General features: G+C 53.1%; 11 protein-coding genes. 5 read left to right on the top strand and 6 right to left on the bottom strand.

Annotated features, from left to right (window positions below; translation table 11 throughout):
* Positions 1–54 precede the first annotated feature (54 nt).
* Together HN413_09090 and HN413_09085 are read right to left on the bottom strand one after the other, a co-directional pair.
* On the bottom strand, positions 55–2,109 hold the full coding sequence (locus HN413_09090; protein MBT3390554.1) for a nitrite reductase: 2,055 nt from the start codon (positions 2,107–2,109) through the stop codon (positions 55–57).
* Positions 2,110–2,188: 79 nt separating this feature from the next.
* On the bottom strand, positions 2,189–2,935 hold the full coding sequence (locus tag HN413_09085; GenBank protein ID MBT3390553.1) for a Crp/Fnr family transcriptional regulator: 747 nt from the start codon (positions 2,933–2,935) through the stop codon (positions 2,189–2,191).
* Positions 2,936–2,999: 64 nt separating this feature from the next.
* On the opposite strand from HN413_09085, the gene HN413_09080 reads away from it, so the two are divergent.
* Entirely contained in the window at positions 3,000–4,127 is a 1,128-nt protein-coding gene (locus tag HN413_09080) for a hypothetical protein (GenBank protein MBT3390552.1), read from the top strand.
* A gap of 1 nt (position 4,128) precedes the next feature.
* On the opposite strand, the gene HN413_09075 is transcribed toward HN413_09080, so the two are convergent.
* The 4 genes from HN413_09075 to glmS all read right to left on the bottom strand — a co-directional run bounded on the left by HN413_09075 (position 4,129) and on the right by glmS (position 9,970).
* The gene (locus HN413_09075; GenBank protein ID MBT3390551.1) at positions 4,129–4,332 is read right to left on the bottom strand and encodes a hypothetical protein; all 204 of its coding nucleotides are present in this window, start codon (positions 4,330–4,332) and stop codon (positions 4,129–4,131) included.
* Between the two features lie 108 nt (positions 4,333–4,440).
* Positions 4,441–6,870: an aldehyde dehydrogenase family protein gene (locus HN413_09070; GenBank protein MBT3390550.1), complete on the bottom strand. Its 2,430-nt coding sequence runs from the start codon at positions 6,868–6,870 to the stop codon at positions 4,441–4,443.
* 17 nt (positions 6,871–6,887) lie between these two features.
* On the bottom strand, positions 6,888–7,847 hold the full coding sequence (deoC, locus tag HN413_09065) for a deoxyribose-phosphate aldolase (protein MBT3390549.1): 960 nt from the start codon (positions 7,845–7,847) through the stop codon (positions 6,888–6,890).
* 281 nt (positions 7,848–8,128) lie between these two features.
* Positions 8,129–9,970, bottom strand: a complete 1,842-nt coding sequence (gene glmS, locus HN413_09060; protein MBT3390548.1) for a glutamine--fructose-6-phosphate transaminase (isomerizing) — start codon at positions 9,968–9,970, stop codon at positions 8,129–8,131.
* Between the two features lie 560 nt (positions 9,971–10,530).
* Here glmS and HN413_09055 point away from each other — a divergent pair.
* Genes HN413_09055 through mrdA form a run of 4 tightly spaced genes read left to right on the top strand, consistent with a single transcriptional unit; the run spans position 10,531 to position 15,105 of the window.
* Entirely contained in the window at positions 10,531–11,592 is a 1,062-nt protein-coding gene (locus HN413_09055) for a rod shape-determining protein (GenBank protein ID MBT3390547.1), read from the top strand.
* Between the two features lie 14 nt (positions 11,593–11,606).
* Positions 11,607–12,455 carry a rod shape-determining protein MreC gene (gene mreC / locus HN413_09050; protein ID MBT3390546.1) on the top strand — a complete coding sequence of 283 codons (849 nt, stop codon included), beginning with the start codon at positions 11,607–11,609 and terminating at the stop codon, positions 12,453–12,455.
* Between the two features lie 59 nt (positions 12,456–12,514).
* On the top strand, positions 12,515–13,018 hold the full coding sequence (locus HN413_09045; protein ID MBT3390545.1) for a hypothetical protein: 504 nt from the start codon (positions 12,515–12,517) through the stop codon (positions 13,016–13,018).
* Positions 13,015–15,105, top strand: coding sequence for a penicillin-binding protein 2 (mrdA, locus tag HN413_09040; GenBank protein ID MBT3390544.1), 2,091 nt, complete (start codon positions 13,015–13,017; stop codon positions 15,103–15,105). Before HN413_09045 ends, mrdA begins: the two co-directional genes overlap by 4 nt.
* Positions 15,106–15,292 lie beyond the last annotated feature (187 nt).

Genomic DNA, 15,292 nt, shown 5'->3' with positions numbered 1-15,292 from the left:
TGCGCAGTCGTAATCTGCGCACATTTTTTTTGATTCTAGCAATCTTTAATATTTCTAGTAAATATCATGAATCGTGTTATAGACATTGAACTTGCCCGTTGGGGTGACGAGATCGGGGATACGGGCAACCTCTTCCAGCGTAGCATCATCGTAAATCACAATCTCACCAGTCTTGCCCGGGATATCCGCCGTTCCCCACACGCTGACCCACACTTCGGTGCCATCCATATTATATTCAAAATGCACCGCGCGCCCATAATCGGCCACTTCCCAACACTTATGGGTTTCGGTGGGATTTGCCTTGGCAATCACACAGATCGTGCGCTGAATGGCTTCGTCCGAGTTCAAGACATGATCTACCCATATCCATTGACTGTTGGGATGTGTTTTGATAAACAAACCACCCCCGCCCAGCAATGGAATATTGCGTACGACCTGCCAGGCGCTATCAGGGTTGTTTTCGGGGTCTGTGCCAATGGCAATCAGCGAACCTTCGCCCAGATGGGATGTGCTCCACACTGGCCCAAATTCAGGGTCAATCCAGTTGGCGCCACGCCCAGGATGCGGCACTGCCGGAGTACCCACAAGAGCTTCCAGATCACCGTCCAAGGCATCAATTACTACAATCGTATTCGCCTGATTCGCCGCCACCATGAAATAGCGTTTTGTCGAATCCCAGCCGCCATCATGCAAGAATCGCTCTCCTTCAATCATCTTGATCGAAGGATTAACAGGGTCAGCATAGTTCACCATCCAAACCTGACCGGTTTCTTTAACATTGATAATCCATTCCGGTTTGAAGTGCGAGGCGACAATGCTGGCAACTCGCGGTTCAGGATGATATTCCTCAGTGTCATAAGTGTAACTACGGGTGCTAACTACCTTGAAGGGTTCAAGCGTCTCGCCATCCATCATAACAAAGTGCGGCGGCCAGTAGCAACCCACTACAGCATATTTATCGGTGAAATCACCCTCTTCGCCATTATATTTACTGGTTTCAACGGAGCGGGCATCATAGCAGGTTTGCACTTCGGCAACTTTGTCGGGGACTTCCATCCACAGATCGATCAGAGCCAGTTTGCCATCACGTCCGATGGTAAATACATACCGCCCTGTCGCCGACATACGCGAGATATGAACGGCATAACCGGTATTAACGTAGTTTACAACTTCATAGGTATCACCATCAATAATCGCCACCTGCCCCGCGTCACGCAAGGTCACAGCGAAGAAGTTCTCCCAATTGCGATTGTGCTGCGGCGAAGTTGGACGATCTTCTGGCTCCACGAACACTTTCCAGGTCGCCAGCATTTGCTCCAAAGACATTTCGGGCGGCTGCGGCGGCTCGTTCTGGATAAATCTTGCCATCAAATCAGTTTCTTCTTCCGTTAGTGTGCCTTGTTTTCCCCAGTCGGGCATACCGCGCGGCGTACCGTTGAATATGATCGAAGCCAGCGCAGTTGTGCCTTGCGGCAAAGTTTTATCGGGCGTCAATGCCGGGCCTGTAGCGCCATTACGCAGCACACCGTGGCAACCCGCACAACGCTCAAAGAATATTTGCGTGGCATGATCAAACTCGTCTTCAGACAGGGTCGGCACCACCATAGCAATGCCTACATCGCCCACATCGCCCATCACCGACACACCTTCTGGAAGACTCGCCAGATACTGAACAATGAGATTGATCTGTTTTTTCGACAACAAATCATCGAATGTTGCCGGCATCTGCCCGGGTTGGCAAGGGCCAGCCGGACAATCTGTCGGGATGTAGGCATCTGGCTCCAAGACAGCTTCACGCAAGAAATCTTCAGTGGTCTCAGCGGTGCCGGTATAATCCGCGGCCAGGATGCGTTCGGCAGCCACAACACCTGCGTGAGAAAGGTCTGGGCCAATCGCCCCCTTCGCATTCGGAATACCCGGGATCACGTGGCACGCGATGCACCCACCGCTCTGAAAGGCAATGACAACTTCTTCCGGGTCAAGTTCACCCGAAGACGAGCTACATGCGCTGACAAAAACACCTAAACTAAATATGAAAATTAAAATAAAAAGATATTTTTTCACGGCAAAAACCTCCAGTAGAGTTTGTATTTTAAAAGCTTCTATCATTCTACTGAAGCCAGGTTACTTTGTCTTTGCGCTAGCGCAATATTCGGATCAAATCAGGCCGATTAGCAGCATTACACCCCTAGAGATCACAAATATCATCATCCACTTTGCCTGGCCCCTCAACAGAAGGAATATCTTCTGCGATAACTACCAATCCATGCGGAGCCAGAATTGTCACTTGCTGACGCTTGCTATCCACAATTCCTCGTAATGACCATTCTTTCAGTACCCGGCTGACTGTGTACATGGTTGTGCCCGTCATTTCAGCCAAATCTTGCCGGGAGAGCGGCAAATCGATCACTACGCCCGCATCTATTTTTCGCCCCGATTGACGCGCCAGCCGTAAAACGGCTCGCGCAATACGCTGCTCTACTTGTTGCGTAGATAATTCGCGCACACGGTTCTGAAACTCGCGAATTTGCCCCGCCATGATCCGCATCGCATTTAACGCGATGCGCGGTGAATCTTCCATCAATTGATTCAATGTTTTGCGGTCCCACACCAACGCCCTGCACTTCCCCACCGCTTGCGCCGAAACCGGATAGCTCATGCGCTTCAGTACCGCAATTATGCCAAACACGCGGCCTGGGATCAGATACCCCAATATCACCTGCTGCCCATGCACAGTAACCTGTGCCAGTTTTACTTTGCCTTCAATCAACACGAACGCTGCTTCGGCAGGGTCTTCTTCCATGAAAAAAAACGCGTCTGCATTCAATGGCTTACAGCTTGCCGCATTCAGTACCCGATCAAATTCTGCTTCAGAAAGTCCGTTGAAAATTGCAGCGCTGCGGGCGTAGTTTCTCTCGGTTACAGTGAGTTGCATGGCTTTATTCTAATCGAAAAATCAGGTATGATCATAGATGAAGTTGACAATCAGGAGGTGCGCGGTGAAAGCAAAACTTTTCACACAATTCATGCTTCTTTTGGTGATGGTCTTCACGCCAGCCTGTAACGGGGATGGCGGACTGGTGGGGATTCATTTTAAAAACGGGGTGGAATGTCTCGGTGAGGAGGCGCAGCCGTTGCCCGGTGAGGTGATCTTTGTCTCGCCCGAAGGTGTTGACGCCAACCCCGGGACAATTGATTCCCCCTTGGGGACGCTGGCCGTGGCGATGTGCAATCTACGACCGGGGCAAATCTTGGAGATTCTACCAGGGGAGTATCGCGAATCTGTCATACTGGGGGATTTCGGAGACAGCACCAAACCAATTATCATTCGCGCCCACACCGAGGGAGTCAGCCGCCCTGTGCTAGAGGGCGAATCGAAACGCACAATGGGCATCGCCCTGGTAGAAAGTGAAAATATCATCATCGAAGGTCTGGAATTCCGAAACTATACCGATGAGGGGCTGCTGGTGCTGTTGGGTTCCGACATCACAATCAGAGATAATAAATTCTTCGCCAACGGGCGTGCATCCACAGACCCCGATCATGATGGCGAGGGTTTTGGTGTGAATGTGCTGGGTGCGCAAAATATTCTCATTGAAGGCAATGAATCGGCTAATAACGGACCCAACCAGGAACGCTGGGAGGAGTTCACCCTGGGAACGGGGATTAACACCTATGGCAATACCCGCGTCATCATTCGCGAGAATTACGTGCATGATACCGTCGGCGGCGGGATTCTGGTAGAAGACAGCGTTGACATCCTGGTCGAAAACAATCGCATTGAGGATAACGAACTCGATGCCAATGGCGACTACTGGGATGGCGGCATCTGGGTGGATGGCGGGCATACTATCACTCTGCGCGGCAATCAGATTGCCAATAATCATGGGCCCGGGATTGTGCTCAGCGATGAGGATGTGCAATACCCCAACGATTCATTTGGCTATGTGGTTGAGGAAAATGTGCTTCGCAGTAATATTGTCGGGATTTCAATCTGGAATTGGGGACAGTGCCCTATTGAAGATAAAAGCATCATCCAATTGAAAGACAATCAATTTGATGGGAATGCAGAAGGCGAAACCTGGTGTGAGGCCTGGGAGTGCGGCGAGGGTCAGCCGTGTGATTGAACTAGCGCAGCTCTTCAAGCAGCGGATCGTTGGCCACCGAGGTCATTCCAGCATCCGATAACTGTACTCGCAAGCACTTAATGGCTTTCTTCAACTCGGCCATACGCACTTCACTTCCGGCCATCAGGTTGACCATGCGGTGTAGTTCTTCGGTGCGCTTTTCTAATTCCGTAGCATGGTGATTAACTTGTTCAATAAAGGGCATTACAATTTCTTGGCTGAAATGAGCTTCTGATATTTAACCACCTACCAAATCGTATTCGAGAATCCCCCGGCAACCAACACCGGGGGACTTTTAATCTGTTACGGAATTCTACATCCCCGTTGGCACCCAGATATTTTTGACCTGAGTGGCGTGGTGTAAGAAGTCGTGCCCCGCACTCTGTTCATCGTTCAGCCAATCGCGCGGCTGGCCGTAGTTCGTCCAGGTGCGTTTCATATTGGTTGCGGATTCATGCTCCACATGGTAGCTGCCCGCGGCAGTGCCAAAATACCACAACGCGTCCACATCTTCATGCGCCATCAAGGTTTTCGTCAGATGATTGCAATCGCCGGTGACGATATTGACCACGCCGCCAGGTACATCAGAGGTATCCAGTACCTGATAGAAGTCTACAGCGCTCAGGGGGTATTTTTGGCTGGGGATCATGACCACAGTGTTGCCGCGGGCAATCGCCGGAGCCATCAACGAGATGAAACCTAAAAGCGGGTATTCGTCCGGGCAGGCGATACCGATGACACCAACCGGACCATTGACCCCCACCGTGATGCCACGCAGCGTGGTTTCCTGCACACTGCCGCCATATTTGTCGGCCCAAGCAGCGTAGGTAAACAGACGATCCATCGATTTTTCGACTTCAGCGCGGGCTGCTTTTTCGCTTTGCCCGGTCGTTGCGCGCAGGCGAGCAGCAAATTCATCGGCGCGGGCGTGCAGGTTTTCGGCAATGAAGTACAGGATTTGCGCGCGGTTGTGCCCGTGGCGCATCGCCCAGCCGGGTTTGGCGCTATGGGCGGCGTGAGCGGCTTCAACGGCGTTGCGGATGTCTTTGCGATTGCCGTCGCCAACTTGCCCAATGAGTTTGCCTTTCGGATCAAATACCGCGCGGGTATAGGCTCCATCGGGACGTTTTTGCGCCCCGCCGATATACATCTTGGGGGTACGGTCGATGCCGGGGGTGGCTTTGCTGGTTTTCCCTGTGGGGATCAAGGGGTGGGCAGGGGTTGTGCCGCCCCACTCAGTTTCAACATCAAATTCTTCCGCGGGCTGTGGACGCGCTTGCCAGGCCGGGCGTAGATACTCGTACAGACCTTCTTCGCCACCTTCGCGGCCAAAACCGCTCTCACGGTAGCCGCCAAACCCCGAAGCGGCATCGAATAGATTGGTCGAATTGACCCAAACCGAGCCAGCTTTGATCTTGCTGGCAACATCCAGCGCCAGATTGATATTATCGCTCCAGACGCTGGCCGCCAGACCATAGCGGGTGTTGTTCGCCAAGGCGATGGCTTCGGATGGTGAGCGGAAAGTCGTTGAGACCAGCACCGGGCCAAAGATCTCTTCTTGCATAATCTCCGCCGCGGGGTCGAGGCCGGTGATCAATGTGGGGGGGTAGAAACAGCCCTGTTCGGGCAGATCCACCTGGGCGTGGTACACGTCGCCCCCTTCAGCGGCACCAACCTTCACCCACTCGTCGACTGTATCCCACTGCGATTGATGCACAATCGCGCCCATATCAATGGCTTTATCCAGCGGATCGCCAACACGCAATTTATTCATGCGCGCTTTCAAACGGGTAAGGAAGTCTTCGGCGATATTCTCTTGCACCAACAGGCGTGAACCGGCACAGCAAACCTGCCCCTGATTGAACCAGATGGCATCGACCACGCCTTCGATAGCTCCATCCAGATCGGCATCATCAAAGACCAGGAACGGCGACTTGCCGCCCAGTTCCAGTGATATTTTCTTGCCCGTGCCTGCCGTCTGGCGGCGCAGGATGCGGCCAACATCAGTTGAACCGGTGAAGGCAATTTTATCGACATCGGGATGTTCGACGAGCATACTGCCCGCCTTGCTACTGCCTGTGACCACATTGACGACACCGGGCGGCAGGCCCGATTCGGCGACGATTTCGGCAAATAGCAGCGCCGAAAGCCGGGTGTACGAAGCTGGTTTGAGCACTACGGTGTTGCCCAGCGCAATCGCCGGGGCAATCTTCCAGGCTAGCATGAGCAACGGGAAATTCCAGGGGATAATTTGGCCGATGACACCTACCGATTGGTAGTCGCGCAGTTCTTTCTCCATAAGCTGCGCCCAGCCTGCATGGTAGTAAAAGTGGCGCGCCAACAGGGGCACATCAATATCGCGTGATTCACGAATCGGTTTGCCATTATCCATACTTTCGAGTACCGCCAGCAAGCGATGGTGTTTTTGAATATTGCGGGCGATGGCATACATATAGCGGGCGCGCGCTACCCCCGGAGTCTGACTCCAGGTTGTGTAGGCTTTGCGCGCCGCGGCGACGGCGGCATCGACCTCAGATTGACCAGCTTGCATGGTATCGGCCAGTTTTTCGCCGGTTGCCGGATTGTAGCTGGGGTAATAATCAGCCCCTTCGGAGGTCAGCCATTGATTGTTGATGAATAGACCAAATTTCCGCTCATGGTCATCCAACCATTGGTTGACCGCGGCTGGCGATTCGGGAGCAGGACCATAAGCCATTGTTTCAAATACCTCTTTGAGTTCCATAAATGCGTACTCCTATCCTAGCCCATCGGCATGTGGTGGCGGGCGGCGTAGCGTCCGGTGACATAATGCGAAAGTTGGCGTTCAAGATCCGTCAGCAGACTGCTGGCGCCAAAGCGGAACAGGTCTGGTTTGAGCCAATCGTTGCCGAGTTCTTCTTTCATCAGAAATTGCCAGGCCAGCGCCTGCTTGGCGGTTTGGATGCCTCCAGCGGGCTTAAAACCGATCTTGTAGCCGGTGCGCTCCAGATAATCACGTGCCGCGCGAACCATCACCAGGCTGTTTTCGAGCGTGGCGTTGACGCCTTCTTTGCCCGTGGATGTTTTGATAAAATCGGCGCCTGCCATCATGGCGACCATGCTGGCGCGATAGACTTGCTGCAAGGTGGCCAGATCGCCAACCCCCAAAATGGCTTTTATATGCGCTTCACCGCACGCGGCGCGGAACTGTTGAATCTCATCATAGAGCGCGGCCCAATTTCCGGTCAGCACATGATGACGGGTGATGACAATATCAATCTCATGCGCGCCATCGACCACCGCCTGCTCGATTTCAGCGATTCGCTGCGGCAGCGGAGTCAGGCCGGTGGGGAATCCGGTTGCCACAGAAGCAACCGGGATTTGTGTGCCGTCCAAGGCCTCGACAGCATAAGGCACCATCGCCGGGTACACACACACAGCCCCGGTGGTGATATTCATATCTTCGACGCCTAACGCTTTGATCAAATCAGGGCGCAAGGGTTGACGCGCTTTGGCACACAGGCGGCGCACACGCCCCGGGGAATCATCACCGGCCAGGGTGGTCAAGTCGATACAGGTGACTGCGCGCAATAACCAGGCCGCCTGCCAGGTTTTCTTCACCGAGCGGCGCGTGGGCAGCGTGGCTGTACGCCGCTCTACCGCGCTGCGATTGACCTGTGTCCCAGTGATCCAGTCTAAATCCAGCTTTACGCCGGGGTTACGTTCATGTTCTGTTACCATACACTACAATCCTTTGTGATAGTGCTTTCATTTGTAAAAACAAGAACTCTCATGTCTTTTGCAGGGCTTAGGCACTTTCGCAAAAGACACTTCTATTTTCGGTATATTTTTCATCGTTTTGCGCAAGTCCTATCCTATCTATTATATCGGGGAAATCATCTTACCCGCAATCCAGCTTCGGCCAGAATCGAAACAAGCCAACTATATAAAGCTGGCTTGTTTCGTCTTGACACAATCGCATTATCCAGGCTCACTGCTGGCGGCATCTAGAAGAAGAAAAATTACTCGACTGTCACCGATTTGGCTAAATTACGCGGCTGATCCACATCCAGGCCGCGCAAAGCTGCGATATGGTAGGCTAGCATTTGCAGCGGAATCACGGTGGTCACCGGGCTGAGCATCCAGGGGGTTTCGGGTACCCAAAGCACCTGATCCGCCACCGGGGGAATAAGTTCATCGCCTTCAGTCGCCACGGCAATCACGCGCCCCCCGCGGGCTTTGGATTGCTCAATCTGGCTGAACATCTTTTCATACCACGGGTCGCGCGGCGCAATCACCACCACCGGCATCTCGCTGTCAATCAGCGCAATCGGGCCGTGCTTCATCTCGCCCGCCGGATACCCTTCGGCGTGGATATAGGATATTTCTTTGAGTTTCAAAGCGCCTTCATAGGCTGTGGGCATATTAATGCCGCGCCCCAAATAAAGCGCGTGACGCGCGTCAACCAGCGCCTGAGCCACTTTTTCAACCTGCGCTTCCCGATCCAGGCATTTTCCGGCCAGATCGGGGATCAGGCGTAAATCCGCGACCAATTTTTTGCGCGTGTCCGCATCGATCACGCCGCGTAAATCGGCCAATAGAATTGCCAGCATATACAAATCGACCAGGGGCGCGGTATAGGCTTTCGTCGAGGCTACGCCGATCTCTGGGCCGGTTTGCATCGAGATAAAGCCATCAGCGATGCGCATGGCCTGTGAGCCAATCGCATTCACAATCGACCATAAAATAGCCCCATTTTTGCGGCCTTCTTCCATCGCCGCCAGCGTATCCGCCGTCTCGCCCGATTGGCTGATCGCCAGCACGACATCATCCGGCCCGACAATCGGCTCACTATAGCGAAACTCCGAGCCAATTTCTACATCAACGGGCACGCGGGCGATGCGCTCGATGAGTACTTTGCCAACCATCCCGGCATAAGCCGCCGTTCCACAGGCGGTAATCACAATTTTATTGATTCGGCGCGCCAACTCCGGGGTCAGATTGAGATCGGGCAGGCGGATGCGCCCGGCCTCAAAATCAACCCGACCAGCGATCGTATCGGTGAGCGAACGCACCTGCTCGTGGATTTCTTTGTGCATGAAATGGCGGTATTCGCCCTTTTCAGCGGATACCGGATCCCAGGGGACATTCTGCACATCCAGGGGGAGCGGCAGCCCCTCCAAGGTGGTGATCTGTGCTCCCTGGCGCGTGACCACCGCCATCTGGCGTGATTCCAGAAAAATCATACGCCGCGTGTGCTCCAAAATTGCGGGTAGGTCTGAGGCCACGTAGGTCTCCCCTTCGCCCAGGCCAATCACGACACCGCCAGCATTGCCAATGCGCGCGGCAACAATCTTGTCTGGTTCCAGCCGAGACATGACAACTACGCCATGCGCCCCGCGCAAATGATTGAGTGATTTACGCACAGCTTCGGTAATACCATGTTCTGCGGAGAGATACCGCTCGACGAGATGAACGATGACCTCCGTATCGGTATCTGACTTAAATTCAACCCCTTCGGCTTCCAACTCGCTACGCAATTCGATGAAATTCTCAACGATGCCATTATGCACCAGCACCACATCGCCGGTCATACCCATGTGCGGGTGGGCATTGCGAGCATTGGGTTCGCCGTGGGTAGCCCAGCGCGTATGCCCAATGCCGATATTGCCATGCAAAGGGGCTTCTCCCACCAACGCAGTCAGCCGCGCCAATTTGCCAGCATCGCGGCGCACTTCGATCTGATTGTCCTGCAAAACGGCTAACCCCGCGGAGTCATAGCCGCGGTATTCCAGCCGTTTAAGGCCGCTCAAGATGATAGGGGTAGCATCTTGCGGGCCAATATATCCAACGATTCCACACATAGGGTTCCTCCGTATCCGTTATCAGTGAGTAGTATACAGTATCCAATGGACACCAAAACAACTTGCTGTCACCGGATACTGAAAGCTGATCACTGAAATCGCCACTCGCCGCGGCTTTGTCGCTTCGGTTACCCAAAGATTTTTTTACGGCGTTCGTTGGAGGGAAAGGATAACGGGCTGTGGCACTCCCGGAGGGCTTCCGCTGATCTTTCGATTTTCCCCCGACTCTCGCCGGGGTTAGCCCCATCTTGCAATGGGGAACCCTCATCCTCGTCAACCAAGTTCGACCAATGATAATCTCGATGAGAAACAATTATCTGGCGAACTTGGTCCATGCGCTGTCTTTCCCTACTCGAATGTAGGCGCGAATTATACCCAGAGAATGGCAACTCGCAAAGGGATGTGAGAGTTGCAGACAGGGCTACAACACCTACTCAAGATGTCTATGCGCAATTTGATCCACATCTGGTTCTCATCCCTTATTAGCACTTAATTCACAAAGCTTGGTATAATCGCCCCAGTATTTCGGGAAATTTCCCCTAAAAAGCAAGGAGCCTAAGTTGGCATTTAATCCACTCAACTGGCTACTCGGATTCTTTTCGCTAGATATTGGCATTGATCTGGGTACTGCCAATACTATGGTCAATGTTAGCGGAAAAGGGATTGTAATTAGCGAACCTTCGTGGGTGGCGATCGACAAACGCACCCGTGAGCCGTTAGCGATTGGCGCAGAAGCAAAAGAAATGGTTGGCCGAACTCCGGCGAACGTACTCACCGTTCGTCCAGTTCGTGATGGTGTAATTTCAGAGTTCGAGATCACTCAGGCTATGCTGGAATATTTTATTGGTAAAGTGCACCAGCAAAGCATTGTACCGGTTCCCCGCCCCAGGGTGGTGATCGGTATTCCCGCGGGCGTCACCAAAGTTGAAAAGCGCGCCGTCTACGATGCCGCAATTTCAGCTGGCGCGCGCGAAGTCTACCTGATTGAAGAGCCGGTAGCCGCGGCCTTGGGTGCCGGTTTGCCAATTAGCGAAACACGCGGCAGCATGGTGGTCGATATTGGCGGCGGCACATCCGATGTGGCAATTCTCTCCATGAAAGGCGTGGTTGTATCGCGCTCGCTGCGTGTGGCTGGCGACGAATTGGATGAAGACATCATCCAATATGTGCGAAATAAATATAACCTGCTGATTGGACAGCGTATGGCTGAACATGCAAAAATAGCGGCCGGTTCTGCGTACCATTTACCCAAAGAAAAAACGGTGCGCCTGCGCGGACGCAATTTGCTCTCCGGGCTGCCTGAAGCTATCGAAGTTTCATCAGTTGAATTACGCGAAGCCATGTCGAGTTCGGTACAAATTATTGTTGATACTGTTAAAGATGCGCTGGATGAAGCCCCCCCCGAAATTGTGGCCGATCTGATGGATATGGGCATCTGTATGGCTGGCGGCGGCAGTTTGCTACAGGGCCTGGATGAGCGCCTGACGAGCGAGTTGAATATCCGTGCCTGGGTAGCTGAAGACCCCATGAGTTGTGTAGCCCGCGGTGCCGGCATTGCACTTGAAAATCTCCCCATGTGGAATTCGCTCTTCGTTGGGCTGGGGCGCGACGGCAGAGGATAATTGCCGCTTCGATTATGAACCCCAAATCAAGAATACCGTGGCCAACGATTACACTTTCGTTGATCGCGGTTGGCCTGGTGATATTGGCTTTGGGTGGTTATCTTACACCACTGTCACGGTTGACACTCTCTCCGGTTATCGCTGTGCAAACCTGGGTTTCGGAACGCTTCCAGGCGGTGCAGTTTTATCTGAGTGCGCCGCGCGATGTAGCCCAACTCACCCGTGAAAACGAAGCTCTTAACGCCGAAGTCGCCCATTTACAAACCCAAATTATCGAACTGCAACAACAACTTGGCGAATTTCGTATCTTATCGGCATTGCTTGATTTCGCCCGCGCGTATCCCGAATATCAATACGTTGGTGCCAGCGTTATTGGGCGTGATCCCAGCCCCTTTGTAAAATATATTCATATCAACCGCGGCTCCGATGACGGGTTGCGCCGCGGCATGCCCGTGGTAACGCAACAAGGCCTGGTGGGGCGAATTTCGCAAGTCACGGCTTCGGCTGCGCTTGTGCAATTAATTACCGATCCATCCGTTACTGTGAATGTGCGTCTGGAGCCTACACGCGCTGAAGCAATTCTCTCTGGCTCGATTACCGGCGATATTGGCCTGGATTTGATTCCTCAGGCTGTAACCATTGAACCCGGAGAGTTGGTACTCACCTCGGGGTTGGGTGGCAACTACCCACCTAATATCCTCATCGGGCAAGTCACTGGCGTCCGCAGCCAGGATTATGACCTCTTCCAAAGTGCATCCATGCAACCCGTGGTCGATTTCTCCAACCTGGAAATCGTTCTGGTAATCACCAATTTCCAACCGGTTGATCTTTCCCCACTCATCCCCACGCCTGGCGCACCCTAAAGTTCGGGTATCCCCACTTTTTCAATCCTGCGCCCTTTATCGTCTCCTGCCCCCAAATCATGATTCCTGTACTCGCTGCCTTTCCTGTCTTTGCTCTTTTGGCAATTTTCCAAACCGCGATTGTTAGCCGCATACCGCTACTGCAAGGCAGCGCCGATCTGGTATTATTGGTAATTATCGCCTGGTCGCTGCAAGAACGCGTGCGCACAGCCTGGCACTGGGCCTTGATTGGCAGCGCATTCATCGGGTTGGCATCGGCGCTTAATTTTTATATTCCGTTGATCGGGTATCTTGCTACCACGGCGCTGGCGCTCTTGCTGCGCAGACGCATTTGGCAAACACCGTTATTAGCCATGTTTGCGCTCACATTGCTGGGCACACTTATCAGTCACATCACCACTGCCTTGTCATTGAGCCTTGCCGGGACACCCCTGCCCTGGCTGGAAACTCTGGAGATTATCACCTTGCCCAGCTTGTTTCTAAATATTTTGCTCGCCGCGCCAGTTTATGCGATTGTGCGAGATTTTGCAGGTTGGTTGCATCCAGAAATTATTCAAATATGAACGAATCAGGTATTCTCAAAAATCAAGTCACGGGATGGCGTATTTTAGCGTTTATTATCGCGATTGCGTTGATATTTTCCCTGTATATTGTGCGGCTGGTCAATCTTCAGGTGGTTAGCTACGAAGAGCATATTGCCCTGGCCGAAGAAAACCGCATCAGCGAGATCAGCTTACCCACCCTGCGCGGCGTGATCTACGACCGAAATGGAATTGTGTTGGCACGCAATATCGCTTCATACGATGTCTCAATCCTGCCCGCAGAACTTCCCGATGATCCGGGGGAAATTCAGGAAATCTTTCGCGAACTCTCCGAAATCATTGACGTGCCAGTCAACCAGGGAGAAATCTCTATCGAAACGCCCTATGTACCGTGTGTTTCTGAGCACGGCATTGCTCAACTGGCCGACTATGGCATCACCAGCACGCCCTACCGCACAGTGAAAATCAAGTGCAATGTTGATCGCACGCTGGCAATGATCATCGAAGAAAACGCCGTAGACTGGCCTGGCGTTCTCATTGAAATTGAACCGATACGCGATTATCCGACTGGCTCACTGACCGCATCCATCATCGGTTTTTTGGGCCCCATCTCGGAGGCCACCGAAACCTATTATCGCGAACGCGGCTTCATCCCCAATCGGGACAAGATCGGCTATGCGGGAATTGAAAGTTATTTCGAGACCATTCTGCGCGGCAAGCCGGGCAAACGCGTGGTGGAGGTGGATGTTGCCGGACAAATTGTGCGCGATATTCACCCCCCGATTGCACCCATCCCCGGACAAAATATCACCCTGACCATTGATACGCGCCTGCAAGAAGCTACCGAAGCGGTTTTGCTGGGCGAAATCGGTGGTTGGAACGCATATTTCAATGAGCTAAGAATTACCAGCGGTGTAGCCATTGCCATGAATCCCCAAACCGGGGAAATCCTCTCCATGGTTTCATTCCCGACTTATGAGAATAATCGTATGGCGCGCATTATTCCAGCCTATTATTACCAGCAACTCCTGGCTGATGTGCGCGACCCGCTGCTGAACCATGCGGTGGGCGCCGAACTCCCGGCGGGTTCTGTCTTCAAGCTTTCTACAGCAGTGGGCGCGCTCAACGAGGGGGTGGTTACTGCCGAGCAGGTCATCGATACACCCGGTACGATTGTCATCACCGAGAAATTCAGCCCCAACGACCCCGGTTACCAGCGCGAATTTGTAGACTGGAACCGGGCTGGGTTTGGGCAACTCGATTTTTTGGGCGGCATTTCAAATTCCAGCAACGTTTATTTCTATAAACTCGGTGGTGGCTACAAAGACGAAATCCCCGAAGGTCTTGGTATCTGCCGTTTGGGAACCTATGCCCGCGCCCTGGGTTACGGTTCATACCCTGGCATTGAACTTCCCGACGCATCGGATGGCACCATCCCCGACCCCACCTGGAAGCGTATTGCCCACGGCGAAAACTGGGCGATCGGCGATACCTATATTGCCAGCGTGGGTCAGGGCTTTGTCATTGCTACCCCCTTGCAAGTGCTTATGTCGGCAGCAACCATCGCCAACGACGGCGTGCTTATGCGTCCTACTCTGGTACACGAAATCATCGACGCGAATGGCATAGTAGTACAGAGCTTTGAACCCGATGTTCGTTGGGACATTACCCAAGACCCGGTGATCGATATTTTCAATGAGCCTGTAGAACCGGGGGGGTGTGAAGCCAAACTAACCGGCGAGCAAACCACGGTAGCCCCTTGGGTTGTTCAAAAGGTGCAAGAAGGGATGCGACTGGCTGTAACCCAGGGCACACTTTCCATTGACGCGGTCGGCTTCCAAAAGCTTGATATTGCCGCCGCAGGGAAAACCGGCACCGCCGAATATTGCGATGAATTCGCAGCTGAAAAAAATCTCTGCAAACCGGGCAACTGGCCCACACATGCCTGGACGGTGGCCTACGCACCCTACGACAACCCAGAAATTGCCGTCGTCGCATTCGTTTATAACGGCGGTGAAGGCGCCAGTGTTGCCGGGCCAGTGGTGCGGCGTGTCATCGAAGCGTATTTTGAGCTTAAATCGATTGATGTCGCCCTGGGCACGCCATAGCATATTAGACCTGTTCCTTAAAAAACTGATTGAACAGGCTTACGCCTTCGCAATCAAGATTTCGCGAAAAAGAGTGTGCATTGGGTGCAGCACCCAATGCACACTCTTTTTCGCGACTTTTTCCCGCCGCAAGCGGGGGATGCCAAAATGGTAGTTGTTTGGAAACAACTCTATTCATCATTTATGA

It is taken from the genome of Chloroflexota bacterium (genome assembly GCA_018648225.1).
Taxonomy (GTDB): Bacteria; Chloroflexota; Anaerolineae; order Anaerolineales; family UBA11858; genus NIOZ-UU35.
The sequence above is the reverse complement of the archived record's forward strand: the minus strand, read 5'-3'. Positions and strand labels throughout refer to the sequence as shown.

Bases quoted from the DNA above. Each gene is read 5' to 3' on its own strand.
- HN413_09090 (MBT3390554.1), bottom strand. From the start codon at position 2,109: ATGATAGAAGCTTTTAAAATACAAACTCTACTGGAGGTTTTTGCCGTG.
- HN413_09085 (MBT3390553.1), bottom strand. From the start codon at position 2,935: ATGCAACTCACTGTAACCGAGAGAAACTACGCCCGCAGCGCTGCAATT.
- HN413_09075 (MBT3390551.1), bottom strand. From the start codon at position 4,332: ATGCCCTTTATTGAACAAGTTAATCACCATGCTACGGAATTAGAAAAG.
- HN413_09070 (MBT3390550.1), bottom strand. From the start codon at position 6,870: ATGGAACTCAAAGAGGTATTTGAAACAATGGCTTATGGTCCTGCTCCC.
- deoC (MBT3390549.1), bottom strand. From the start codon at position 7,847: ATGGTAACAGAACATGAACGTAACCCCGGCGTAAAGCTGGATTTAGAC.
- glmS (MBT3390548.1), bottom strand. From the start codon at position 9,970: ATGTGTGGAATCGTTGGATATATTGGCCCGCAAGATGCTACCCCTATC.
- mreC (MBT3390546.1), top strand. From the start codon at position 11,607: ATGAACCCCAAATCAAGAATACCGTGGCCAACGATTACACTTTCGTTG.
- HN413_09045 (MBT3390545.1), top strand. From the start codon at position 12,515: ATGATTCCTGTACTCGCTGCCTTTCCTGTCTTTGCTCTTTTGGCAATT.
- mrdA (MBT3390544.1), top strand. From the start codon at position 13,015: ATGAACGAATCAGGTATTCTCAAAAATCAAGTCACGGGATGGCGTATT.